At 57.5% G+C, this 25121-nt stretch carries 25 protein-coding genes and 1 riboswitch; of the genes, 10 read left to right on the top strand and 15 right to left on the bottom strand.

Annotated features, from left to right (window positions below):
• Positions 1-69 precede the first annotated feature (69 nt).
• The gene (rhlE, locus tag M495_RS05995) at positions 70-1431 is read right to left on the bottom strand and encodes an ATP-dependent RNA helicase RhlE (RefSeq protein WP_020825734.1); all 1362 of its coding nucleotides are present in this window, start codon (positions 1429-1431) and stop codon (positions 70-72) included.
• A 302-nt stretch (positions 1432-1733) separates the two neighbouring features.
• On the opposite strand from rhlE, the gene cecR reads away from it, so the two are divergent.
• Genes cecR through M495_RS05970 form a run of 5 tightly spaced genes read left to right on the top strand, consistent with a single transcriptional unit; the run spans position 1734 to position 7438 of the window.
• Positions 1734-2423 carry a transcriptional regulator CecR gene (cecR, locus tag M495_RS05990; RefSeq protein WP_020825733.1) on the top strand — a complete coding sequence of 230 codons (690 nt, stop codon included), beginning with the start codon at positions 1734-1736 and terminating at the stop codon, positions 2421-2423.
• A gap of 18 nt (positions 2424-2441) precedes the next feature.
• Positions 2442-3428, top strand: a complete 987-nt coding sequence (gene hlyD / locus M495_RS05985) for a secretion protein HlyD (RefSeq protein ID WP_020825732.1) — start codon at positions 2442-2444, stop codon at positions 3426-3428.
• A gap of 10 nt (positions 3429-3438) precedes the next feature.
• Positions 3439-5169 carry an ATP-binding cassette domain-containing protein gene (locus M495_RS05980; RefSeq protein ID WP_020825731.1) on the top strand — a complete coding sequence of 577 codons (1731 nt, stop codon included), beginning with the start codon at positions 3439-3441 and terminating at the stop codon, positions 5167-5169.
• The gene (locus M495_RS05975; protein WP_020825730.1) at positions 5166-6320 is read left to right on the top strand and encodes an ABC transporter permease; all 1155 of its coding nucleotides are present in this window, start codon (positions 5166-5168) and stop codon (positions 6318-6320) included. The genes M495_RS05980 and M495_RS05975 overlap by 4 nt, the downstream gene beginning before the upstream one ends.
• Before the next feature lie 11 nt (positions 6321-6331).
• Entirely contained in the window at positions 6332-7438 is a 1107-nt protein-coding gene (locus tag M495_RS05970) for an ABC transporter permease (RefSeq protein ID WP_020825729.1), read from the top strand.
• A 168-nt stretch (positions 7439-7606) separates the two neighbouring features.
• On the opposite strand, the gene M495_RS05965 is transcribed toward M495_RS05970, so the two are convergent.
• The 6 genes from M495_RS05965 to moaA form a co-directional block, all read right to left on the bottom strand.
• A complete protein-coding gene (locus M495_RS05965; protein WP_020825728.1) occupies positions 7607-8317 on the bottom strand; it encodes a Bax inhibitor-1/YccA family protein in 711 nt (236 codons plus the stop codon).
• A 129-nt stretch (positions 8318-8446) separates the two neighbouring features.
• Entirely contained in the window at positions 8447-8914 is a 468-nt protein-coding gene (moaE, locus tag M495_RS05960) for a molybdopterin synthase catalytic subunit MoaE (protein WP_020825727.1), read from the bottom strand.
• 2 nt (positions 8915-8916) lie between these two features.
• Positions 8917-9162 (bottom strand): molybdopterin synthase sulfur carrier subunit, encoded by a 246-nt coding sequence (gene moaD / locus M495_RS05955; RefSeq protein ID WP_012005757.1) that lies wholly within the window; start codon positions 9160-9162, stop codon positions 8917-8919.
• Complete coding sequence (gene moaC / locus M495_RS05950; RefSeq protein WP_020825726.1) at positions 9159-9638, bottom strand: cyclic pyranopterin monophosphate synthase MoaC; 480 nt, start codon at positions 9636-9638, stop codon at positions 9159-9161. Before moaC ends, moaD begins: the two co-directional genes overlap by 4 nt.
• Before the next feature lie 5 nt (positions 9639-9643).
• Complete coding sequence (gene moaB, locus M495_RS05945; protein ID WP_020825725.1) at positions 9644-10156, bottom strand: molybdenum cofactor biosynthesis protein B; 513 nt, start codon at positions 10154-10156, stop codon at positions 9644-9646.
• A 149-nt stretch (positions 10157-10305) separates the two neighbouring features.
• Positions 10306-11292 (bottom strand): GTP 3',8-cyclase MoaA, encoded by a 987-nt coding sequence (gene moaA, locus M495_RS05940; protein ID WP_020825724.1) that lies wholly within the window; start codon positions 11290-11292, stop codon positions 10306-10308.
• Positions 11279-11421: riboswitch (molybdenum cofactor riboswitch) on the bottom strand. Its footprint overlaps the gene before it by 14 nt.
• 260 nt (positions 11422-11681) lie before the next feature.
• Between moaA and M495_RS05935 the strand changes: the two genes are divergently transcribed.
• Positions 11682-12599 carry a gluconeogenesis factor YvcK family protein gene (locus M495_RS05935; protein ID WP_020825723.1) on the top strand — a complete coding sequence of 306 codons (918 nt, stop codon included), beginning with the start codon at positions 11682-11684 and terminating at the stop codon, positions 12597-12599.
• 4 nt (positions 12600-12603) lie between these two features.
• Here the strand turns inward: M495_RS05935 and M495_RS05930 are convergent, their stop codons facing one another.
• Positions 12604-12861: a VF530 family protein gene (locus M495_RS05930; protein WP_020825722.1), complete on the bottom strand. Its 258-nt coding sequence runs from the start codon at positions 12859-12861 to the stop codon at positions 12604-12606.
• Between the two features lie 108 nt (positions 12862-12969).
• A complete protein-coding gene (gene uvrB, locus M495_RS05925; protein ID WP_020825721.1) occupies positions 12970-14982 on the bottom strand; it encodes an excinuclease ABC subunit UvrB in 2013 nt (670 codons plus the stop codon).
• 1270 nt (positions 14983-16252) lie between these two features.
• On the opposite strand from uvrB, the gene M495_RS05920 reads away from it, so the two are divergent.
• Positions 16253-16963, top strand: coding sequence for an ATP-binding cassette domain-containing protein (locus tag M495_RS05920; RefSeq protein ID WP_041414306.1), 711 nt, complete (start codon positions 16253-16255; stop codon positions 16961-16963).
• A 38-nt stretch (positions 16964-17001) separates the two neighbouring features.
• Here M495_RS05920 and bioD read toward each other — a convergent pair whose 3' ends face one another.
• From bioD to bioB, 4 genes are read right to left on the bottom strand one after another with little or no spacing between them, the layout of a single operon-like run.
• Entirely contained in the window at positions 17002-17676 is a 675-nt protein-coding gene (gene bioD / locus M495_RS05915; protein WP_020825719.1) for a dethiobiotin synthase, read from the bottom strand.
• Entirely contained in the window at positions 17669-18436 is a 768-nt protein-coding gene (bioC, locus tag M495_RS05910; protein ID WP_020825718.1) for a malonyl-ACP O-methyltransferase BioC, read from the bottom strand. The genes bioD and bioC overlap by 8 nt, the downstream gene beginning before the upstream one ends.
• Positions 18420-19571: an 8-amino-7-oxononanoate synthase gene (bioF, locus tag M495_RS05905; RefSeq protein WP_020825717.1), complete on the bottom strand. Its 1152-nt coding sequence runs from the start codon at positions 19569-19571 to the stop codon at positions 18420-18422. Before bioF ends, bioC begins: the two co-directional genes overlap by 17 nt.
• On the bottom strand, positions 19571-20608 hold the full coding sequence (gene bioB / locus M495_RS05900) for a biotin synthase BioB (RefSeq protein WP_020825716.1): 1038 nt from the start codon (positions 20606-20608) through the stop codon (positions 19571-19573). Before bioB ends, bioF begins: the two co-directional genes overlap by 1 nt.
• Positions 20609-20698: 90 nt before the next feature.
• On the opposite strand from bioB, the gene bioA reads away from it, so the two are divergent.
• The gene (bioA, locus tag M495_RS05895; protein WP_041415252.1) at positions 20699-21973 is read left to right on the top strand and encodes an adenosylmethionine--8-amino-7-oxononanoate transaminase; all 1275 of its coding nucleotides are present in this window, start codon (positions 20699-20701) and stop codon (positions 21971-21973) included.
• Positions 21974-21977: 4 nt separating this feature from the next.
• Here bioA and M495_RS05890 read toward each other — a convergent pair whose 3' ends face one another.
• Positions 21978-22379, bottom strand: a complete 402-nt coding sequence (locus tag M495_RS05890) for a YkvA family protein (protein ID WP_020825714.1) — start codon at positions 22377-22379, stop codon at positions 21978-21980.
• Between the two features lie 165 nt (positions 22380-22544).
• Between M495_RS05890 and M495_RS05885 the strand changes: the two genes are divergently transcribed.
• Complete coding sequence (locus M495_RS05885) at positions 22545-23027, top strand: kinase inhibitor (protein ID WP_020825713.1); 483 nt, start codon at positions 22545-22547, stop codon at positions 23025-23027.
• A gap of 94 nt (positions 23028-23121) precedes the next feature.
• Here M495_RS05885 and pgl read toward each other — a convergent pair whose 3' ends face one another.
• Positions 23122-24117: a 6-phosphogluconolactonase gene (gene pgl, locus M495_RS05880; RefSeq protein WP_020825712.1), complete on the bottom strand. Its 996-nt coding sequence runs from the start codon at positions 24115-24117 to the stop codon at positions 23122-23124.
• Between the two features lie 178 nt (positions 24118-24295).
• Here pgl and M495_RS05875 point away from each other — a divergent pair, with 178 nt between their 5' ends.
• On the top strand, positions 24296-25120 hold the full coding sequence (locus tag M495_RS05875; protein WP_020825711.1) for a pyridoxal phosphatase: 825 nt from the start codon (positions 24296-24298) through the stop codon (positions 25118-25120).
• Position 25121: the final 1 nt, after the last annotated feature.

Below are 25121 nucleotides of genomic sequence, written 5' to 3'. Positions count from 1 at the left end.
GCGATCATCTGGGTTTCACCTAAAAAAAAGCCACCGTAAACGGTGGCTTTTTTATCATCAGGTATCAGCTTACTCGGCCGGACGGCTACGCGGACGACGCGAAGGTGCGCCTGAACGCGGTTTGCCATCACCCTGTGGGCGGGCGCTGCCGCCACCGCGGTTTTCACGCTGGCCGCCGTTGCCACTGCGCTGGCCGCCACCGTTACCGGCGCGTTGACCACCGCCGTTGCCGCGCGGCGCACCACGTCCACCACCCTGACGGCCGTTAATGATCGGCTCCGCCTTGATGCTTGGATCCGGCTCGTAGCCTGGCAGGGCAATACGTGGGATTTCACGCTTGAGCAGGCGTTCGATATCACGCAGCAGCTTGTGTTCATCCACGCACACCAGTGAGATAGCCTCACCGGTACGTTCTGCACGACCGGTACGACCGATACGGTGTACGTAGTCTTCTGGTACGTTAGGCAGTTCGTAGTTCACCACGTGTGGCAACTGGTCGATGTCCAGACCACGCGCCGCGATGTCGGTAGCAACCAATACGCGAATTTTGCCGTCTTTAAAATCGGCCAACGCACGGGTACGAGCGCCCTGGCTTTTATTGCCGTGAATCGCAGCGGCCGTAATGCCGTCTTTGTTCAACTGTTCGGCCAGGTGGTTAGCACCGTGCTTGGTGCGGTTGAACACCAGCACCTGCTTCCAGTCACCTTCACCGATCATCTGGGACAGCAATTCCCGCTTACGCTTCTTGTCTACGAAGTGCACGCTTTGTTCGATCTGCTCAGACGCGGTATTGCGGCGCGCCACTTCAACCGATGCCGGGTTGTGCAACAGCTTGTTGGCCAGCCCTTTGATATCGTCGGAGAAGGTCGCAGAGAACAGCAGGTTCTGACGCTTGGCGGGCAGCTTGGCCAGCACGCGGCGGATATCATGGATAAAGCCCATATCCAGCATGCGGTCGGCTTCGTCCAGCACCAGAATTTCAACTTTGGACAGGTCAACGGCGCGTTGGTGTTCCAGATCCAGCAGACGACCCGGTGTTGCCACCAGAATGTCGACGCCGCCGCGCAGTTTCATCATCTGCGGGTTGATGCTCACACCACCAAATACCACCAGCGAACGCAGGCGCAGGTATTTGCTGTAGGCTTCGACGTTTTCGCCGATCTGCGCTGCCAGCTCACGGGTTGGCGTCAGGATCAACGCGCGTACCGGACGGCGGCCTTTGACCGGATGGTCATGCTTACTCAGCAGCTGCAACAGCGGCAGGGTAAAGCCAGCGGTTTTACCGGTACCGGTCTGGGCGCTGGCCATCAGGTCACGACCTTCCAATACGACAGGAATCGCCTGGCGTTGAATTGGCGTAGGTTCGCGATAGCCCTGTTCTTCAACAGCGCGCAGAATTTCAGCACTTAAGCCGAGGGTTTCAAATGACATAAAGAGAAAAACTCCAGATCCCCCCTAACCTAACAGTGTTCGGTGCAGTTTCCTGGGAGGATTATCAGACGGGACATTAAGCATGACCACGAGGGATTGGCACAAACTGCAGTGCACCAAGCGGGCGATTGTAGCAGAACTCGAACAAGAAAACGCAATTTTACTGGCTCAAAGCACAATATGCCGGGAATTCAGCCTAGTCCGAAAAAATAACCTTAAATAAACGATGCCTACTGGTTGCATTTTACCCAAGCTGGCATAAAGTTAATCATATGATTGATTAACTTTAGCGAGTGCCATCAATGCCAAATAACCAGACCGCCAGCCGGGCACGGGGTGAGCAGGCGCGACAGCAGCTGATCGCCGCCGCCATCGAGATGTTCGGCGAATATGGCATTCAGGGTGCGACCACCCGCGATATCGCCCAGCGCGCCGGGCACAACATCGCCGCCATCACCTACTACTTCAATTCCAAAGAAGGCCTGTATCTGGCCGTTGCACAGTGGATTGCCGATTTTATCCAGCAGGCGTTTCGCCCCCTGGCCGACGAGATTGATCGCTTCTGGCAGTTGCCGGCCACCGAACGCCTGCCGGAGCACTACCTCGACCACCTGAAGCGCGGCCTGCTGGCGTTCAGCGATTTGATGACGCAACCGCAGACGCTGAACCTGAGCAAAATCATGTCGCGCGAGCAGCTTTCCCCCACCGATGCCTACCCGCTGATCCACCAGCAGGTGGTCGCACCGCTGCATGACAAGCTTTGTCGCCTGCTGGCGGCCTACACCGGCCTGGATGGGAATTCGACCAAAATCGTGCTGCATACCCACGCGCTGATCGGCGAAGTGCTGTCGTTTCGCGTGGCGCGGGAAACCGTTCGCCGTCAGGCCGGCTGGCAGCAGATCGGCGCGGCCGAGGCGGAACAAATCAGCGAGGTTCTGGCTGAACATATCGAGATTCTGGTTAATGGGCTGCGCCAACGCTATGGCGCGTAAATTCAGGCAGGGAGTGTTATGAACAAGAAACGCAGTGCCCTCATTGTGGCGGCTATTGTGCTGATCGCCGCGGCCGTTTACGGGGTTTGGTATTACCAGCAGCAGCAGGACAAACCGCTGACGCTGTATGGCAACGTGGATATCCGCACGGTGAATTTGGGCTTCCGCGTCGATGGGCGGCTGGCGTCGCTGACGGTGGATGAAGGCGATGCCCTTCAGCCGGGGCAATTGCTCGGGAAACTGGACGACGCGCCTTACATCAACGCCCTGCAGCAGGCGCAGGCTAACGTCGGCAGTGCCAAAGCCAAACTGGCTCTGCTGCTGGCCGGTTATCGCACCGAAGAAATCGCCCAGGTGCGTTCGGAAATGGCGCAGCGCCTGTCCGCGTTCAGCTACGCCGACAGCTATCTGAAGCGTCAGCAAGGGCTGTGGGCGAAAAACGCCACTTCTGCCGACGCGCTGGAAGATGCCCGTACCGCACGCAATCAGGCGCAGGCCAACCTGCAGGCGTCAAAGGACAAGCTGGCGCAATACCTGAAAGGCAACCGGCCGCAGGAGATTGAAGAAGCCAAAGCCAATCTGGCGCAGAGCGAAGCCGCACTGGCTCAGGCACAGCTTAATTTACACGACACCACTCTGGTTTCCCCGTCGGCCGGCACCGTACTGACTCGGGCCGTTGAGCCAGGCACCATGCTTAATGCCGGCGGCACGGTGTTTACTCTGTCGCTGACCCGTCCGGTCTGGGTACGTGCCTACGTGAATGAAGTCAACCTGGGTAAAGCAACGCCGGGCACCGAACTGGAAATTTATACCGACAGCCGACCGGACAAGCCCTATCACGGCAAAATCGGTTTTGTCTCACCGACCGCTGAATTCACGCCGAAAAGCGTCGAAACCCCAGACCTGCGAACCGATCTGGTGTACCGCTTGCGGGTGATCGTCACCGATGCCGATGACGCGCTGCGCCAGGGGATGCCGGTTACCGTTCACTTTGCCAAACCTTGAGGGGACGGTGATGGAACAGGTGATTGAGCTGGAAGCGCTGGAGAAACGTTTTCCGTCGCTGCAAAAACCGGCGGTCGCCAGCCTGACCACCCGGCTGACCAGCGGCGCGGTTACCGGGCTGGTTGGCCCGGACGGCGCCGGAAAAACCACCCTGCTACGCATGCTGGCCGGTTTGCTCAAACCCAGCAGCGGAACGTTACGCGTCGCCGGGCTGGATCCGATCGCTCAGGATCGCCAGTTGCACGCGATCCTCGGTTATATGCCGCAAAAGTTTGGCCTTTACGAAGATCTGACGGTGATGGAGAACCTGACGCTGTATGCCGATCTGCGCGGCGTCACTGGCGATCTGCGTAAACAGACTTTTGATCGGCTGCTGACATTTACCGATCTCACCCGCTTCACCAGCCGGCTGGCGGGCAAACTGTCGGGCGGCATGAAGCAGAAGCTTGGGCTGGCTTGTACGCTGGTCGGGCAACCGCAGGTGCTGTTGCTCGATGAGCCCGGCGTCGGCGTCGATCCGATCTCGCGCCGCGAGCTGTGGCGCATGGTGCATGAGCTGGCCAACGACGGCATGCTGATCCTGTGGAGCACTTCCTATCTGGACGAAGCGGAACAATGCCGTGAAGTGCTGTTGCTCAATGAAGGGGAACTGTTGTTCAGCGGCGCACCTAAAGATCTCACCCAGCGCATGGCCGGGCGCACGGTGTTGATAGCACCACCAGCCGGCAGCCACCGTGCCTTGCTGCAACGCGCGATCTGCCTGCCTGCGGTCACCGACGGCGTGATCCAGGGCAAATATCTGCGCCTGATCCTGAAAGAAGGCGAAGATCACCGCCAGGTGTTGCAGGCGTTGGATCTGCCGGACGCCGAACTGAGCGAAGCGGAACCGCGCTTTGAGGATGCATTTATCGATTTGCTCGGCGGCGGGCCGAACAGCAAGTCGGCGCTGGCGGAAATCATGCCAACCGTCGAAGGGGAAAGCACCGAAACCGTGATCGAAGCGCAGGGACTGACGAAGAAATTCGGTGACTTTGCCGCCACCGACCACGTGGATTTTAAAGTGCAGCGCGGCGAGATTTTTGGCCTGCTGGGCCCCAACGGGGCCGGTAAGTCCACCACTTTCAAAATGATGTGCGGGCTGCTGGTGCCAACCGAAGGCAAGGCGTTGGTGCTGGGAATGGACCTGAAAACCAGCTCGGGCAAGGCGCGCCAGCATTTGGGCTACATGGCGCAAAAATTCTCGCTGTACGGCAACCTGACGGTGGCGCAAAACCTGAAATTTTTCTCCGGCGTGTATGGCCTGAGCGGCAAGGCGCAGCGCGAAAAAATCAGTGAGATGTCCCGCGCCTTCAACTTCGACCCCATCATTAACCAGACGCCAGATTCCCTGCCGCTTGGCTTCAAACAACGGCTGGCGTTGGCCTGCGCGCTGATGCACGAACCGGATATTCTGTTTCTCGACGAACCCACCTCCGGTGTCGATCCCCTCACCCGGCGTGAATTCTGGCTGCATATCAACGGTATGGTAGACAAGGGCGTCACCGTCATGGTCACCACCCACTTTATGGACGAGGCGGAATATTGCGACCGCATCGGGCTGGTGTATCGCGGCAAAATCATCGCCGCCGGGACCCCGGACGATCTCAAGCATCAGGTGGCCAGCAGCGAGAACCCCAACCCTTCGATGGAGCAGGCATTTATCGAACTGGTGCAGGGTTATGATCAGGAGGAAAAAGCATGAATAGCGAAACGGCCAGCACCGACGACAGCGGTTTCTCCTGGCGGCGGCTGCGCGCGCTGTGCCTGAAAGAGACGCGGCAAATTATGCGCGATCCGAGCAGCGGGCTGATCGCCTTCGTCATTCCGCTGATGCTGCTGTTTATTTTTGGCTACGGCATCAACCTGGATTCCAGCAAGCTGCGGCTGGGGATTTTGATGGAACAACAAAGCGAAGAGGCACGCGATCTGGCTAACGCTTTTACCGGTTCGCCCTATATCGAGCCCACCATCAGCGACAATCGCCAGCAGTTGATCCAGCTGATGCAAGCCGGGCGCATCCGCGGGCTGGTGGTGATCCCCAATGATTTTGCCCAACGCATGGCACGGCCGCACGACAGCGCCCCCTTGCAAATCATTACCGACGGCAGTGAACCCAATACCGCCAACTTCGTTCAGGGCTATACCCAGGGAGTGTGGCAAATCTGGCAACAGCAGCGCGCCACCGACAGCGGGCGCGAAGAAAAACCGCTGATCGACGTGCAAATGCGCTACTGGTTTAACCCGGCGGCCATCAGCCGGCATTACATCATTCCCGGCGCCATCACCATTATCATGACGGTCATCGGCGCTATCCTCACCTCGTTGGTGATCGCCCGCGAATGGGAGCGCGGCACCATGGAAGCGCTGCTTTCCACTCAGGTGACGCGAACCGAACTGCTGCTGTCGAAGTTGGTGCCATACTACTTCCTCGGCATGATCGCCATGGTGCTGTGCATGGTGGTTTCGGTGTGGGTGCTCGGGGTGCCCTATCGCGGCTCTCTGCTGATCCTGTTCGTCATCAGCAGCCTGTTCCTCGCCAGTACGCTCGGCATGGGGCTGCTGATTTCCACCATTACCCGCAACCAGTTCAACGCGGCGATGGTGGCGCTGAACGCCGCCTTTCTGCCGTCGATTATGCTGTCCGGCTTTATCTTCCAGATCGACAGCATGCCGGCCATCGTACGCGCCATCACTTACATCATTCCGGCGCGTTACTTCGTCAGCACGCTGCAAACGCTATTCCTGGCGGGCAACGTCGGCACGGTATTGATGATTAACCTGCTGTTCCTGATCGCTTCTGCGGTGGTATTTATCGGCCTGACGGCCTGGAAAACCCAGCGGCGGCTGGATTAAGGGGAAAGAAGATGTTTCACCGTCTCTGGACGTTAATCATTAAGGAAATGCAATCGCTGCTGCGCGACCCGCAGACCCGCGCCATTCTGATTTTGCCGGTTATTCTGCAGGTGCTGCTGTTTCCCTTCGCCGCCACGCTGGAAGTGACCAATGCCACCATTGCGGTGTACAGCGAAGACAGCGGCCATGCCTCGGTCGAGCTGACCCAGCGCTTTGCCAAGGCCAAGGCCTTCTCCCACGTGCTGCTATTGCGCAGCCCGCAAGAGATACAAAGCGTTATCGATAACCAAAAAGCGCTGCTGCTGATCCGTTTCCCGGCACAATTTTCACGGGATATCGCCAGCGGCAATACGGCCCCGCTGCAGTTGTTGCTCGATGGGCGTAACTCCAACAGCGCACAGATCGCCGCCAACTACGTGCAGCAGATTGTGCAGGACTACCAAAATGAGCTGATCGGCAACCGTGCCAAGCCTAACAACAGCGAACTGGTGGTGCGCAACTGGTATAACCCGAATTTGGACTACAAGTGGTTTGTGGTGCCGTCGCTGATCGCCATGATCACCACCATTGGCGTGCTGATAGTGACTTCGCTGTCGGTGGCGCGCGAACGTGAACAGGGCACGCTGGAGCAACTGCTGGTGTCGCCGTTAACCACCTGGCAGATTTTTATCGGCAAAGCGGTGCCGGCGCTGATCGTCGCCACCTTCCAGGCCAGCATAGTGTTGCTGATCGGCATCTTTATCTATCAGATCCCGTTCGCCGGGTCGCTGCTGTTGTTCTACGGCACCATGTTGATTTACGGGCTGTCGCTGGTGGGGTTCGGCCTGCTGATTTCGTCGCTGTGCGCCACCCAGCAACAGGCGTTTATCGGCGTGTTCGTGTTTATGATGCCGGCCATCCTGCTCTCCGGTTATGTTTCACCGGTGGAGAATATGCCGGTGTGGCTGCAAAACCTCACCTGGGTAAACCCCATCCGCCACTTCACCGACATCACCAAACAGATCTATTTGAAAGACGCCAGTTTCAGCATCATCTGGCACAGCCTGTGGCCGCTGTTGGCCATTACCGCCACCACCGGCAGCGCCGCCTATGCCATGTTCCGCCGTAAAATTGCATAAAAAAAGACTCTGCGATCGAGATCGCAGAGTCTTTCTATTCGCTGTAAATCCTATGGATTTCATGCTGCGGCTAGGCGACCAACTCGTGTATCCCCAGTTACTTACTTAAGTAAGTAACTGGGGTAGGCGAGCGCAGTCAACAACGCTGCAGCTTGAAAGACGACGGATTTAACGGCGGTTGCCGAAAATGCGCAGTAACATCAGGAACAGGTTGATGAAATCGAGATACAGCGTCAACGCGCCAACAATGGCGTATTTGCGGAAGCTGTCTTTATCATCGGCATTCAGTTGCTCGCCCATGGCCTTCAGTTTCTGGGTGTCGTACGCCGTCAGGCCAACAAACACCACCACGCCGATATAGGTAATTGCCCACATCAACGCCGTGCTTTTCAGCCAGATATTGACCAGCGAAGCCAGCACAATCCCGATCAGCGCCATAAACAGCATGCTGCCGAAACCGCTCAGGTCGCGCTTGGTGGTGTAGCCGTACAGGCTCATCGCACCGAACATGCCGGCGGTCACCACGAAGGTGCTGGCGATCGAGCTGTAGGTGTAAGCGATGAAAATGCTGGAAAGCGTCAGCCCGGTCAGCGCCGAATAGAGCATAAACAGCGAGGTGGCGACCGTGCCACTAAGACGATTGACCATGCCGGAAATAACGAACACCAGCCCCAACTGCGCGATGATCAGGCCAAAGAAGGTGATCTGGCTGGAGAAGATAAAGTTAAGGATCGCAGGCGTGTTGGCCGCGTACCAGGAAACAAACGCCGTCAACAGCATACCGCAGGTCATCCAGCCATAAACCTGCGCCATATAAGCCTGAATGCCGCTGTTGGCACGTTCGACGATTGAACCATTAGAGCGTGGATATCGGTCCATGACGGTTACCTTTTGCGTATGAAACAAGATTTCGACCCCCATTTATGGGGCTCGGCCTGCTATAAGCGTACCACATAAAACCCGATGGCAAAGCGGCAAAGGTATTGATTTGTTTCCGCTGTTTAACGGTTATTTATCTGCGTTATGCCAGCGTTCCGCTGCCTGGCGATCGCTGTCGCGCGCATCGACCCAACGGTCTCCCTGCCCGACGGCTTCGCGTTTCCAGAAGGGCGCCCGGGTTTTCAGGTAATCCATAATGAACTCGGCAGCCTCGAACGCCATACTGCGGTGCGCACTGGTCACGCCAACGAAGACAATCTCATCACCAGGAAACAGCTCGCCCACGCGATGGATCACCGTCGCGCGCTGCAAGGGCCAACGGCTACGGGCTTCGTCCAGGATCTCGGCCAGCGCTTTTTCGGTCATGCCAGGGTAGTGCTCCAGCGTCAGCGCACTGACGTCATCGCCCAGATTATGATTGCGTACCTTGCCGGTAAAGGTGACCACGGCGCCATCATCGTCGCACTGCGCCAACCACTGGTATTCGTCGCCGACGCTGAACGGCGCTTCCCCCACGCGGATACGGGTATTTTCCACTCTTAACCTCCGGTTACCGGTGGAAAGAAAGCGACTTCATCGCCGGCGCGCAGCGGATGTTCGGCCGCCACCAGCGACTGGTTCACTGCGGTCAACAGCTTGCCGGACTCCAGCGCCAATGCCCAACGGTCGCCACGTTCGCACAGCGCCTTACGTAGCGCTTCAACCGTCGGGTAATCTGCCGGCATCGATAAATCGCCGGTGCCAACCAGTTCGCGTACCTGAGCAAAAAAAAGAATATTAATCATAGTTCCACCTTAAAATCACCGGATTTGCCGCCGCTTTTCGCCAGCAGCCGCACCGGGCCGATCACCATGTCTTTCTGTACCGCTTTACACATGTCGTAAATGGTCAACGCGGCCACTGAAGCCGCAGTTAACGCTTCCATTTCAACACCGGTCTTACCGGCCAGTCGGCAACAGGTTTCAATCCGCACACGGCTGTGTTCCGGTTGGGCCTCCAACTGCACTTCGACCTTGCTCAGCATCAGCGGATGGCACAGAGGGATCAGCTCCCAGGTGCGTTTCGCCGCCTGAATACCGGCGATGCGCGCCGTGGCGAACACGTCGCCCTTGTGGTGGCTGCCCTCGATAATCATCGCCAGCGTGGTCGGCAACATCTCTACGAAAGCTTCGGCGCGCGCCTCGCGCACCGTTTCTGCTTTGGCTGAAACGTCAACCATATGGGCTTCGCCCGCGGCGTTAATGTGGGTTAGCTGCGTCATAATTTTTATTTCTTCAGATGTGGCAGAAAGTTGCACGGGCGATGACGCGCGTCCAACTGCTCTTCAATAATGCGTTCCCAGGCGGTGCGACAGGCGCGGGTTGACCCCGGCATGGCAAAAATGACCGTCTGGTTGGCCATACCGGCCAGCGCGCGCGACTGGACAGTGGCGGTGCCAATCTCTTCGTAAGACACCATGCGGAACAGTTCGCCGAACCCTTCCACTTCGCGATCGAACAGCGGCAGCAGCGCTTCCGGGGTGTAGTCTCTGGCGGTAAAGCCGGTGCCCCCGGTGATCAGCACGGCCTGTACCGTTTCGTCTGCAATCCACGTGGAAACGCGTGCGCGGATCAGGTATTTGTCGTCTTTGACGATAGCGCGATCCACTACCCGATGTCCGGCTTCAAGCGCCGCTTCTTGCAGGTACTGGCCCGAGGTGTCTTCCGCTTCGCCACGGCTGTCCGAAACGGTCAAAATAGCGATATGTACCGGAATGAATTCACTGTTGGCATGACTCATTGTTCACTTTGCTCCTATTCATAGGATACCCAATAGATTTCAAGTTGCAGCTAGGCGGCAAGGCCGTAAATCCCCAGGAGCTTACTCAGGTAAGTGACTGGGGTGAGCGCCCGCAGCCAACAACGCTGCGGCTTGAAAGATGCCGGGGATCAGCCGCCGATAAACGACAGGTTCTGCGTTATGCCACTGTTACCCTGATGCAGGAAGTGAGTCTGTTTCTTACTCAGCAGCCCGCCCTGGATGCGGTCCTTCAGTTCATCAAGCTGCTGATCATTCGTCAGCAGATCGCGCAGACCAATGCCCTGCTCGCCGAACAGACACAGGTGTAAATTGCCGATAGCGGAAACACGCAGCCGGTTGCAGCTGGCGCAGAAGTCTTTTTCATACGGCATGATCAAGCCCACTTCACCCTGATAATCCGGATGGCTGAACACCTGCGCCGGGCCGTCGCTGCGGCCGCGCGGCTGACGCTGCCAGCCCTGCTGTTCCAGCTGCAAACGGATCACTTCACCGGAAACGTGGTGCTTGCGAAACAGATCGCCCCCCTCGCCGGTTTCCATCAGTTCGATAAAGCGCAGTTGAATCGGGCGGTCTTTGATCCAGTTAAGGAAGGCGCCCAGCTGTTGGTGGTTAACGTCACGCATCAGCACCGCGTTGACCTTCACCTTGCTGAAACCGGCGGTAAAGGCGGCGTCGATGCCGTCCATCACCTGGCGGAACTTGTCCTGCCCGGTAATGGCATGAAATTGGCGGGGATCCAGGCTGTCGACGCTGACGTTGACCGCCGTCAGGCCGGCATCACGCCAGCCGGCGACGTCGCGCGCCATACGATAACCGTTGGTGGTCACGGCGAGCTGGCGGATGGCCGGGTTTTCACGCACGGCAGCGATGATCTCGGTGAAATCGCGGCGCAGAGAAGGCTCTCCGCCGGTCAGGCGCACTTTTTCGGTGCCCAGTTCGGCGAATGCGCGACTGACGCGTCGGATCTCATCAAGCGACAAGAATGTTTTCGGGCTGCCGTTCGGGCGGTAGCCGTCCGGCAAGCAGTAGGTGCAACGAAAGTTGCACACGTCGGTGATCGACAGGCGCAAGTAATAGAACTTGCGCTCATAAGCATCAATGAGTTGCGGCACCATAACACCTTCCAAAGTCGGGAGATGCGAACGTTTCCGCTCTGCACCCTGGTGGCTGACTTCGCCACGGCCCAAGTGCCATATTGTTCGCAGGAACAACGTAGGCCCAGAGGCTAGGAGTTTTGGTCTCAGTTCCCGCAGTCGGAGTAGCCGGAACGAAACCGTGGTTTTCATCGGAATTCTAGCGCTAAACAAACGCGATAGCCAACGCGCAATTTCGCTATATAATTGTGTATACAGCGATTTTAGGCGATTCCTAATCTGGTAAACCATGATAAACAGCCTTTAGGGAGACGAATTGACCGGAATCACGCAAACCACACTCTTTTTCGCGTTTTTACGCCAAATCCGCTACTTTATGCGGGCAGTTAAGCCCCCTTGTAAGGAAATTTATGCGTAATCGAACCCTGGCCGATCTCGATCGGGTAGTGGCATTAGGCGGCGGTCATGGTCTTGGTCGCGTGATGTCTTCCCTGTCGTCTTTAGGCTCCCGTTTAACCGGTATTGTCACCACCACCGATAACGGCGGTTCTACCGGCCGTATTCGCCGTTCGGAAGGGGGCATTGCCTGGGGCGATACCCGTAACTGCCTGAATCAGTTGATCACCGAACCGAGCGTGGCTTCCGCGATGTTCGAATACCGCTTCAGCGGCAATGGCGAACTGTCTGGGCACAACCTCGGCAATCTGATGTTGAAAGCCCTGGATCACCTGAGCGTACGCCCATTGGAAGCGATCAACCTGGTGCGCAGCCTGCTGAAGGTGGACGCGGCGCTGATCCCGATGTCCGAACAGCCGGTGGACCTGATGGCGCACGATCATGAAGGCAACCACGTTTACGGCGAGGTGAATGTCGATCAACTGACCGACATGCCACAGGAGCTGATGCTGTCACCTCACGTCAACGCAACGCGCGAGGCGCTGGATGCTATCGCGCAGGCCGACGTGATCCTGATAGGACCGGGCAGTTTTCTGACCAGCCTGATGCCTCTGCTGTTGCTCGATGACCTTACGCAGGCTCTGCGTCGCAGTAGCGCCAATATGATTTATATCGACAACCTCGGACGCGAATTAAGCGTCGCGGCGGCAGCCTTGACGCTGAAGAACAAGCTGGAATTGATGGAGGCGAAAATTGGCCGCCAGATGATTGATGCCGTCATTGTCGGGCCAACGGCGGATACCCGTGAAGTGCAAGATCGGGTGGTGATCAAACAGCCGCTGGAAGCGCAGGATATTCCTTACCGCCACGATCGTCAGTTGCTGCGCCAGGCGCTGGATCAAGCGTTGATCGAGTTAGGTGCCCGCGCCTAAGCGTTTATTTGCCGCCACGTAGCCACGGGTTATCACTGGCGGCCTGCTCAACCATGTCGAGATAAAGATCTTCCACCTGTTTGCGCGCCCACGGCGTGCGACGCAGAAATTTCAGGCTGGACTTGATGCTGGGATCGCTGCTGAAGCAGTTGATGCGAATGCGTTCAGCCAGCCCTGACCAACCGTAGTTTTCCACCAGTTTATTCAGAAGCTGTTCCAGAGTGATGCCGTGCATCGGGTCTTTGGACTGGTGTTGGGTCATGGTCGGTGGCTCGCAGTAGTCAAATGGCCGCACACCATAATCAGCTTTGGCGGAGGCGACAAGGATTTTATGTTTTGGCGGCGCCGCGGTCTGCAGCGCGCCAATGGGTTATGAAATGGCAATAAACTGCTCGCGCAGCTGGTGGATTTCGTCACGCAAGCCCGCCGCCTGCTCGAACTCCAGGTTTTGCGCGTGGGTATACATCTGCGCTTCCAACTCGCGAATCTTCTGATCCAGCGCTTTTGGCGTAAGATTTTGGTACTGGGCGGCGTTTTCCGCAGCTTTCCCCTTCCCTTTGCCTTTGCTGCGGGTACTGGGTTTGCCCAACTGCAAAATATCAGAAATTTTCTTGTTCAAGCCCTGCGGTACAATGCCGTTTTCTTCGTTGAACGCCTGCTGTTTGGCACGGCGACGCTCGGTCTCGCCGATCGCTCTGGCCATCGAGTCGGTAATTTTGTCACCGTAGAGGATAGCTTTACCGTTGAGGTTACGCGCCGCACGCCCAATGGTCTGGATCAATGAACGTTCGGAACGCAGGAAGCCCTCTTTATCGGCATCCAAAATCGCCACCAGCGACACCTCTGGCATGTCCAGCCCTTCACGCAACAGGTTGATACCCACCAGCACGTCAAACTCGCCCAGGCGCAGGTCACGAATGATTTCGACCCGTTCCACGGTATCGATGTCCGAGTGCAGGTAGCGCACCCGCTCGCCATGCTCTTCCAGGTATTCGGTCAGATCTTCCGCCATGCGTTTGGTCAGCGTGGTAACCAGCACACGCTCGTTGATCGCCACCCGCTTGCGGATTTCGGAAAGCAGATCGTCCACCTGGGTGGTCACCGGCCGCACTTCGATTTGCGGATCCAGCAGCCCGGTTGGGCGCACCACCTGATCGATAATGTCACCACCGGATTTTTCCAGCTCGTATTTGCCCGGCGTAGCAGACACATAGATAGTCTGTGGCGCCAGCGCTTCGAACTCTTCAAAGCGCAGCGGGCGGTTATCCAGCGCCGACGGCAGGCGGAAACCGTATTCCACCAGCGTTTCCTTGCGTGAACGGTCGCCTTTGTACATACCGCCGATTTGCGGAATGGTCACGTGGGACTCGTCAACCACCAGCAGACCATCTGCCGGCAAATAGTCGAACAGCGTTGGCGGTGGCTCACCCTCGCCGCGTCCGGACAGGTAGCGCGAATAGTTTTCAATGCCGGAGCAGTAGCCCAGTTCGTTCATCATCTCCAGATCAAACTGGGTGCGCTGCGTCAGACGCTGTTCTTCCAGCAGCTTGTTATTGGCCAACAGCACCTTGCGCCGCTCGGCCAGATCCACCTTGATCTCTTCCATCGCCTGCAGGATCCGCTCACGCGGCGTCACATAGTGCGATTTGGGGTAAATGGTAAAGCGCTGCACTTCTTGTTCGATCTGGCCGGTCAGGGGATCAAACAGCGAAAGCCGTTCGACCTCTTCGTCAAACAGCTCGATGCGCAGCGCCAATTCATCCGATTCGGCCGGGAAGACGTCAATCACTTCACCCCGCACGCGGAACGTCGCGCGCTGGAAAGCCTGATCGTTGCGGCTATATTGCAGCTCCGCCAAACGGCGCAGGATCGCCCGCTGATCGATGATCATGCCTTTGGTCAGGTGCAGCATCATCTTCAGGTACAAATCCGGATCGCCCAAGCCGTAGATCGCCGATACCGACGCCACCACGATCACATCGCGACGTTCCAACAGCGCTTTCGTCGCGGAAAGGCGCATCTGCTCGATGTGTTCATTCACCGAGGCGTCTTTTTCGATAAAGGTGTCGGAGCTGGGGACGTAGGCCTCCGGCTGATAGTAGTCGTAGTAAGAAACGAAATACTCGACCGCATTCTCGGGAAAGAACTCTTTCATCTCACCATACAGCTGCGCCGCCAAAGTTTTATTAGGCGCCAGCACCATGGTGGGCCGGTTGAGATCGGCGATCACATTAGCGACGGTGAATGTCTTGCCCGAGCCGGTTACGCCCAGCAGCGTTTGGTGAGCCAGGCCGTCTTCAAGGCCCTCTTCCAGCTTACGGATGGCTTCCGGCTGGTCGCCGGCCGGCTTGAATTCGGAATGCAGTTTGAACGTTTTACTCATTGACTCGGCTACCCTGTGGAGATGCGCGCGCTCAGGCGGCCATGGAGCTGTTGCTCGGTGAATGGCCTCTAATTATGGAAAGCCCCGGCGATTTTCGCCAGTGCCTATGATACTGGATATAAAACCAGCTTCAAGCGGTTCGTTGCTTTGGCGTGCGTCAAACCGGGCTGCATGCACCGCCAGGGTTACAGCGGCGTGACATTTTTATTGTCAATAACAGTTTTATCCCCAAAATCCGTCACGAATTAACTTATTGATAGCACTACGGCCAAAAATCATACATAGACACTTCATCAATACAGAGGCCGCTTGATTTTAGTTAATTTATTGATAAATAATGAATTTATAAAAGAGACGAGATTGCGGACAAAGCGAACAGAACCCGCGTCCGCTCTCGCTTTAAACCGGTTTTCTAAATCTAATGCACAAGGTTATCCACAGGAATAGTGGATAACTCTCACCGCCCCGCCCCCGGCGGGAGTTGCAGAAAGAACGCTTTTTGGCGTTTCTTCTCGCCAAGATGGCTTTTTTAGTTATTTTTTCACAAAAATATCGCTTTGTTTATGCCGATTAATGCTAAAAATCCCCATTGCCAAAAACAGATTTATCCCATTGTTACCCTCAACTGCTGCATCTTGCAGCGACAGGCGAAATAGTTTGCACCATAACTATTCCTGGCAGCACTGGAAGAGTGCAAAAATTGTCCGCGTTAACTTTCGACCCTATTTTCACCAGGGCTGCCTGGGCCGCTGTAGGCACGCCAGGCCGTTAACAAGGCAATAACAATCTCTGATTTACAGCGTTCAAAAAGTTGGCCCAAGGGTTGCATTACCCTTTAACGGCGAAAGTGGGCTCGGGGAAATCTACGCCCCGAAACGGCAGAATGAGCTGCTCGGGGTTTAGCGTCACGCCAATGCGAATCAACTGACATTGGCGACATAAACATGAGAGAGCGCTGACGAATGGCCTTTAGGTGCCATTTTCACCTATGTATTGCTCGCTTAAGTCAAAACTTAACTACCTCGTTGAAGGTAGCAGATCAGCATTTTGTTCCAGACATTGAAACACTCGGGAAAGAAACCGCTAAGGCGGAAATCGCAGTAGGGAGTGGATTAAGCGAGGAAGAAGGGGTTCGTCCCCCTTCCCTGCACCGGCCGCCCTGCGGTTCCGGCAGGTGAAATCGGCGCGGCCTGTTAACGCCGCGTTACGCCGACGCCCACTATGGGCGTACAACCACGAGTGGAAGACAGGTCTTTGAGGAGAATGCCGGATGTTAAGTTTAAGGTCAGTGAATCAGTTTTATGGGCAAAACCATACCCTGTGGGATATCAATCTGGAACTGCCGCGTGGCCAATGCACGGTACTTATCGGTCGTAACGGCGTGGGCAAAACTACGCTGGTCAATTGCATTATGGGCCATTTGCCGGTAGTCAGCGGCAGCATGACCTGGCAGTTGGCAGACGAACCCCCGCAAAATCTGCTGCAGCAGCCGGTAGAAACCCGAACGGAGCTGGGGATCAGCTACGTTCCCCAGGGGCGACAGATATTTTCGCAACTCAGCGTTGAGGAAAACCTGCAGGTGGCGCTGATGGCCGGACGCGATAAATCCCGCCGCATCCCGCCGTTGATTTATAACCTGTTCCCCAACCTTCGGGAGATGCGCGGACGTCGGGCCGGCGATTTGGGCGACGGTGAACAGCAGCAGCTGGCGATTGGCCGCGCACTGGTACTGGAACCAGAGCTGCTGATCCTCGACGAACCCACCAGCGGTGTTCAACCGTCTATCGCCGCCGATATCGGCAACGTGATCCGCAAACTTAACCGGGAACTGGGCATGACTATCCTGCTGGTGGAGCACAAACTGCCCTTTGTCCGCCGCGTGGCAGATCGCTTTTGCCTGATGGATAAGGGCCGCAGCGTGGCGGATGGTACGCTGGAACAGTTGGATGAGGACTTGATCAATGCCTATCTGGCGGTGTGACGAACAGGATATGGGGGGAGAAATTTCCCCCAGTCCCTTTATAAAACGCTCAAATCCAGATACTGCCCCAGCGCCTGCCGTTCGGCTTCGGGCAGATGGGGGATCTCCCCCAGCAGCGGGGCCGGTAACATGCGGCGCAGCGTGGCCATATATTCCTGATGGCGACGACCCGGTGCGCAGACGTCATTGGCGATCCAACCGACCAGCGGCAATCCCGCCTGCCGGATAGCCTGTGCGGTCAGCACGGCATGGTTGATGCAGCCCAGCCGTATTCCCACCACCAAAATGACCGGCAGTTGTTCCTGCTGCACCCAGTCGGCAAAGGTATGTTGCTCACTAAGCGGCGTAAACCAACCCCCGGCACCTTCGACCAACAGCCACTCGGCCCGCTGCTCCAGATGACGTAACCCGGCGGAAAGCTGAGCCAGTTCGATCGGCCGCCCTTCGTCGGCGCTGACAATGTGCGGCGAGGTCGGTTCTGCAAACACATAAGGGTTTACTTCTCCATAGCTTAGCGCCACCGAACTATTGGCCTGCAATGCCAACGCATCGCCGTTACGTAGCCCTTCCGTGGTCATCTCGCTGCCTGAAGCTACCGGTTTGTAGCCGGCCGTGCGGTAACCCGCCAAATTGGCTGCCTGCAGCAAGGCGCTACTGGCCACGGTTTTGCCCACTTCGGTGTCGGTGCCGGTGACAAACCAACGCTTAATCACGATAAATCACTCCATAAACCAGATGATAGCTGAGCGGAAATTGTCCACGACGGCAGGGATAGGCTGCCTGCAAGGCGGCGAGGCGCTGTCGGGACAGTAACCCAGCCTCTCGTCCCTGATGCAAATGGGTCGCACCTATCCCCTTGAGGGATCGCATCAACGCCATTACGTCCGGGTAATTCAGGGTTTGCCATTCCACCTGCAGGTGATGGCGATAACCCGCACAGGCCGCCTCAATCTGCGCCAACGGCAGAAAATCATTAACATGGCGCTCACCGTCCACCTGCTGCCAGGCGTCACCCAATTCATGCAGCGAACCTTCAGCCAGGGTGGAAAATAAAATCACGCCGCCCGGGCTGGTAACGCGGTACAACTCTGCCAACGCCCTCGGCAGATCGCTGCACCATTGCACCACCAGGCTGCTGAAACTGATATCCACGGCAGCATCGGCTAAGGGAACATTTTCGATGTCGCCCAGCAGATAATGATCCGCTGCCTGCTGCTGGCGGGCAAAGGCCAGCATGCCCGGTGCCAAATCGAGCGCCGTCACCTGCTTGCCCAGTTCACGCCAGCGGCGGCTGAAATAACCGGTGCCACAGCCGGCATCGAGCAGTTGCTCGCCCTGGTGCTCCTGCCCCATCCCCAGTAAGCGCTCACCCACATCACGCTGCAATACCGCTGCCGCGTCATAACCCACGGCCGCACGGCTAAAGGCCGAGGCGACCGCTTGCTTGTTAACCTGTTCAAACGCTGACGTCATGCAATACCTCCAGCAGACGATCGATATCCTGTGGCTGATGCGCCGCCGTCAGGGTAATACGCAAACGCGCACCGCCCGGCGGTACCGTTGGCGGGCGGATCGCACTCACCCACAGGCCTTGCCCCCGCAGGTGCTGCGCCAAATCAAGCGCTCGCTGATTATCCCCCACCAGCAACGGCTGAATGGCGGTTAGAGACTCCGTCAGCGTCAGCGACAACTGGGCCGCCCCCTGGCGAAATCGCTGAATATTCGTATTCAACCGCGTGCGTAATTCGTCACCCTGCTGGATACAATGCAACGCTGCCTGCAGCGCACAGGCCTGTGCCGGCGGCATCGCCGTGCTGTAAATCAGATGGCGGGCAAACTGCAACAGGTATTCGGCCGTAGATTCATCGCACAGGACCGCAGCGCCACTGAGGCCAAAGGCTTTGCCGAAAGTGACCACCAACAACTCGGGCCGTACGCCCTGCTGCCAGCAACTGCCGCGCCCCTGCTCACCCTGAACGCCAATGCCATGTGCGTCGTCAACCATCAGCCAGGCGCCTGCGTCGCGGGTCAAACGATGCAGCTCTGCCAAAGGGGCACTGTCGCCGTCCATGCTGAATACCCCTTCGGTGACCGCCAACGTCTGGCCGCCGCAGGGTTTTGCCAGCAAATCGGCCAACGCCTGCGGTTGGTTATGGCGAAAGCGTCGCAGCTGAGCCGGTGAGTGAACTGCCGCCTCCAGCAGCGAGGCGTGGCTAAGCCGATCGGCCAGAATGCGATCCTCTTCCTGCATCAGCGCCGCCAGCAGCGCCTGATTGGCGGCATAGCCAGAGATAAACAGCAGCGCGCGCGGATAACCCAACCACTGCGCCAATTGTTGTTCCAGCGCCTGATGCGCAGTACAAAAACCGGTGACGTGGCCGGAACCGCCGGCCCCCACGCCATATTGCTGCGCGCCCTGCTGCCAGGCAGCGATCACCTGCGCATTCTGGCTCAGGCCCAGATAGTCATTGCCGGAAAAATTCAGGTAGCGTTGGTCGTTAAGCTGAAGATGGCGGCCATTGCCGCCCTGATTCACCAAACGGTGGCGGTAAGCGGCACTCTGTTGCCGCTCCTCCAGCGCCTGTTCAATACGTTGTTGCCAGCTCATTACAGCGCCGCGTTGTAAAACTCAGCGGTATCGGCCTGCATCAGGCGCGCAGCCAGCACTTCTTGTTGCTGGTTGTCGCCGTGCTCGGTTTCGGTCTGCTGCGGGTTGAGGCCCAGCTTGCGGAACAATTGCAGATCCTTGTCCTCTTCCGGGTTTGGCGTGGTCAGCAGCTTGCAGCCGTAGAAGATGGAGTTGGCACCGGCCATAAAGCACATCGCCTGGGTTTGTTCGTTCATCTGCTCGCGACCGGCTGAAAGACGCACGTAAGAAGACGGCATCATGATGCGTGCCACTGCGATAGTGCGAATGAAATCAAAAGGATCGACGTCGTCGTTGTCCGCCAGCGGCGTCCCCTTAACCTTCACCAGCATGTTGATCGGCACACTCTCCGGCGGCGTGGGCAGATTGGCCAACTGTACCAGCAGCCCTGCGCGGTCACGCACCGTTTCTCCCAGCCCAACGATGCCGCCAGAGCAGACTTTGATACCCGCACCACGCACCTTGCCCAACGTATCCAGGCGTTCCTGATAGCTACGGGTGGTGATGATATTGCCGTAGAATTCCGGCGAGGTATCCAGGTTGTGGTTGTAATAATCCAGCCCGGCTTCGGCCAGGCGTTCCGCCTGTGAGCCATCCAGCGTGCCCAGGGTCATGCAGGTTTCCATCCCCATGGCCTTCACGCCTTGCACCATCTGCTGCAGGTAAGGCATATCGCGCTCGTGCGGGTTTTTCCATGCCGCGCCCATACAGAAGCGGGTCGAACCGTTGGCCTTGGCCTTGCGCGCCGATTCCAGCACCTGTTCCACCTGCATCAACCGCTCCGACTCCAGGCCGGTTTTGTAGCGGGAACTCTGCGGACAGTACTTGCAGTCTTCGGGACAGGCGCCGGTTTTGATTGATAACAGCGTGCTCACCTGCACCTGACGCGGATCAAAATGCTGGCGGTGAACCGTCTGGGCTTCAAACAATAACTCAAGCAGGGGTTTATCAAACAGGGTCTGGGCGAGACCCACTGTCCAGTGAATGCGATCGGCCATCACGGCGTCTCCAAAAATGAAAAAAGTGTCGTCAGTTTAGATATTGTGGATATACTGTCAACCATTACACACATGATTTGGTTTACAAGTATGTCTGTCACTGACTCCGACCTGGAATTCGATCAGCGCCATATCTGGCACCCTTACACCTCGATGAGCCACCCACTGCCCTGTTATCCGGTAGAGGCCGCCAGCGGCGTTGAACTGCAGTTGGCCGATGGCCGACGCCTGATTGACGGTATGTCGTCCTGGTGGGCGGCCATTCACGGGTATAACCACCCGCAGTTGAACCTGGCCGCCACGCAGCAGTTGGAAAAGATGTCGCACGTGATGTTCGGCGGCATTACCCACCCCGCCGCGATTGAACTGTGTCGCAAGTTGGTCGCTATGACGCCGGAAGCGCTGCAATGCGTGTTCCTGGCGGATTCCGGATCGGTGGCGGTGGAAGTGTCGCTGAAGATGGCGTTGCAATACTGGCAAGCGCGCGGGGAACGGCGGCAGCGCATTCTGACCCTGCGTCACGGCTATCACGGCGATACCTTCGGCGCGATGTCAGTATGCGATCCGGACAACTCGATGCACAGCCTGTATCAGGGCTATCTCGCGCCGCACCTGTTCGCTACCGCGCCGCAGTGCGGTTTCGATCAGGCCTGGGATGAAAATGATATCGCCCCGTTCGCCGCGCTGCTGGAACAACACGCCGGTGAAGTGGCGGCGGTGATCCTGGAACCGGTGGTCCAGGGAGCGGGCGGCATGCGCATCTATCACCCGACTTACCTTAAACGGGTACGCGAACTCTGTGACCGCTATCAGGTGCTGCTGATTGCCGACGAGATCGCTACCGGCTTCGGACGCACCGGCAAGCTGTTCGCCTGTGAACATGCCGAGGTAGTACCGGATATTCTGTGTCTGGGCAAGGCGTTGACCGGCGGCTATATGACGCTTTCCGCCACCCTGACCACCCGCCACGTGGCGGAAACCATCAGCAACGGCGCTGCAGGATGCTTTATGCACGGTCCTACCTTTATGGGCAATCCTTTGGCCTGCGCAGTGGCGAATGCCAGCCTGTCGCTGCTGGCGGAAAATCGCTGGCAGCAGCAGGTGGCCGCCATCGAGACCCAGTTGAAACAGCAGCTATTGCTGCTGAAAATGCAGCCAAAAGTAGCGGACGTGCGGGTATTGGGGGCGATTGGCGTAGTGGAAATGCGCGAGCCGGTGGATATGGCGCAGCTACAGCGCGGATTCGTCGAGCGCGGCGTGTGGATCCGCCCGTTCGGCAAACTGATTTATTTAATGCCGCCTTACATCATCGAGCCTGAACAGCTCAGCAAACTGACCGCCGCAGTCACCGCCGCGGTCCAATAACAGATTACCAATGCTGGTCCAGATAACGGGCCAGCAATCCCAGACACAACACCCACAGCAAAATGATCATTACCGCCGCCATCCGCCCAGTAGGATTGTCGATACGCCTTTGCGCCTTCTCGCGGAACTCCACCATCAGCGGCTTGGGGATCAACCGCACCGCCAGCATTATGCCCAGCGGCACAATAATCACGTCGTCCAGATAGCCCAGCACCGGAATAAAGTCCGGGATCAGATCGATAGGCGATACCGCATAACCCGCCACCAGCAGGGCGATCAATTTGGCATACCAGGGCGTGCGCCGGTCACGGGCGGCCAGCCAAAGAGCATAAATGTCGCGCTTGATGCCCTTGGCCCAGCGGCGCAGCCAACCAAACCACGGCGTGCGTTTTTTTAATGAAATCATGATTGCTTGTATCGATCTGTGAATTATTGATGTCGCGTATGTAGCTTCGGCGTTAACGAGGATAACTCATAGAGCAGGCCGCTGGCGAGGCGCAATGAGGCTTGTGTTATTACGTCAAAAAGGTCTAGCTTAGGCATTCAGCTTTTACCGACCAATGGAGTCATTATGAGCTTTCGTTTGTACAGCAACGATTTGCAGGACGGCGCGAAAATGCCGGAGCGCCAGGTATTCAACGGCATGGGCTATCATGGCGATAATCTGTCGCCGCATCTGGCATGGGACGGCGTGCCGGAAGGCACCAAGAGTTTCGTGATTTCGGTATACGATCCCGATGCCCCGACCGGCTCCGGCTGGTGGCACTGGGTGGTAGCCAATATCCCGGCTGCCACGCGTGAACTGCCGCAGGGCGCAGGTTCCGGCAAGGGCGGCTTACCGGCCGGCGCCGTGCAGACCCGCACCGATTTTGGTTCCGCCGGCTATGGCGGTGCGGCGCCACCGCAGGGAGAAAGCCACCGCTATCACTTCACCGTCCACGCACTGGACGTAGAAAGTATTGAGGTGGATGAAGGTTCCAGCGGCGCGCTGGTCGGTTTCAACGTGCACTTCCATAGCCTTGGCAGCGCCACGCTGACGGTGAAATACAGCTGATTTTCGGGAAAAACAACCCCAACCCGAGAGACTGTAGGGGCGCAGCAAGCTGCGCCCTCATTATTCATTCACCCTTACGGCAACCGGGTATCATTTACTTCGCTAATACGCTTACCCACATCGGGCCTTTACCCACCGGGTAACGTGCCAGAGTGGTCAGCTTGCCGCTGGCCTGATCGATTTCATATACCCCGATATGATCGGACTTCTGGCCGGACGAGATCACAAAGCGGCCGCTGTGGTCGATGTTGAAGCCGCGTGGCTGCTCTTCAGTCGGGTGGTAGCCAACGACCGACAGGGTGCTGCCGTCTTCGGAGACGCTGAAAATGGTCAAAATGCTGGCGGTGCGGTCGCTGGTGTAGAGGAAGCGGCCATTCGGCGTGAGGTGAATATCCGCCGCCCAACGGGTGCCGTTGAAATCGGCAGGCATGATATCCAGCGTTTGCGCCAGGGTGTATTTAGCGCCGTTTTCACTGATGGCCAGCACGTCTACCGTGCCGTCCAGCTCGTTGACGCAGTAGGCAAATTTGTCGTTAGGGTGGAATGCCATGTGGCGCGGGCCAGCACCGGCGGCGGTTGCAACCGCTTCCTGAGCATGCGGCGTCAGTTCACCCTGTTGGTCCAAATTGAACAGACGAATGCGATCTTCTTTCAGGCAAGGCACCAGCAGCAGCTGATTGGTCGGATCGATATTGGCCGAATGCGGCGCAGTTAACCCGTCAATCTGCTGAAGAGGTGCGCCCACTACGCCGTCATGGCCGATCGGACTGACGCTGGCGCAGTTGCCGCTGTAGGAGGCGGAGAACAGATAACGCCCCTGCAAATCGGTGGAGATATGGGTCGGGCTGCCCGGCAGCGGTGCCATGCCCGCCTGTTGCAGCGTGCCATCCGCCTCGATGCGGTAGCTGACAATGCCGAACGCCGGGCGCACGCCGACGTACAGGTGCGTTCGGTCCGGGTGGATCGCCATCGGTTGCACCTGACCCGGGACTTCGACGGTTTGCAGCAGCGCCAGGGCCCCTGCATCGCCTAACTGCCAGACGTGAATTTGTTGGCTTTCCGGGCTGGCGACATAAACGATTTGCTTCATGTGTTCTCCTTGAATAGGGTAAGAGAGAAACCGGTTTCAGGTTTTTCGGTTTCCCCTAGCTTACCTCACATCCGTGACATAACAACCCTGTGTTGCTGAGGAAATCTGTGCTGTTTTATCCATCGCTTATCCGGTGTACCATCGGTTTAATTTTGTTGCTAACGATAATGAGATCCCTATGAGCTACCGCGTCATTGCCCTCGATCTGGATGGCACCCTGCTGGACAACCAAAAACGCATTTTACCGCAGTCGCTGGCAGCCCTGGCGCAAGCGCGCGCTGCCGGTATCAAAGTGATTGTCGTCACCGGCCGCCATCACGTGGCGATCCACCCGTTTTATCAGGCGCTGGAGATAGACACCCCGGCAATCTGCTGCAACGGCACCTATCTGTATGACTTCCAGCAGCAAAAAGTGCTGGCCGCCGATCCGCTGGCCAAAGATCAGGCCAAACTGGTGCTGCAAATGCTGAAACAAAGCGGCATTCACGGCCTGATGTACGTGGACGACGCCATGCTGTATCAGGAACCCAGCGGCCACGTCACCCGTTCACTTGCCTGGGCGGAAACTTTGCCACCGGCGCAGCGCCCAACGCTGTTGCAGGTCAACAGCCTGGTACAGGCGGCCGATGAAGCACAATCCATCTGGAAATTCGCCACTTCGCACGCCGATATTCCCGCGCTGCGCCAGTTTGCCGAAACGGTGGAAAAAGAGCTGGGGCTGGCCTGCGAATGGTCGTGGCATGATCAGGTCGATATCGCCAAAGGCGGCAACAGCAAAGGGAAACGCCTGCAGCAGTGGGTCGAGTCGCAGGGCCTGAGCATGGATCAGGTAGTGGCGTTCGGGGATAACTACAATGACCTCAGCATGCTGGAAGCGGTAGGTCTGGGCGTGGCGATGGGCAATGCCGATGACGCTATCAAGCAGCGCGCCGATTTGGTGATCGCCGATCACCTGCAGCCCGGCATCGCCGAGGTGATCCGCACGCGCGTGCTGGGTCAGTAAT

This window comes from Serratia liquefaciens ATCC 27592 (assembly GCF_000422085.1).
GTDB classification, from domain to species: domain Bacteria; phylum Pseudomonadota; class Gammaproteobacteria; order Enterobacterales; family Enterobacteriaceae; genus Serratia; species Serratia liquefaciens.
This window is presented reverse-complemented; position numbering and strand designations above follow the sequence as displayed.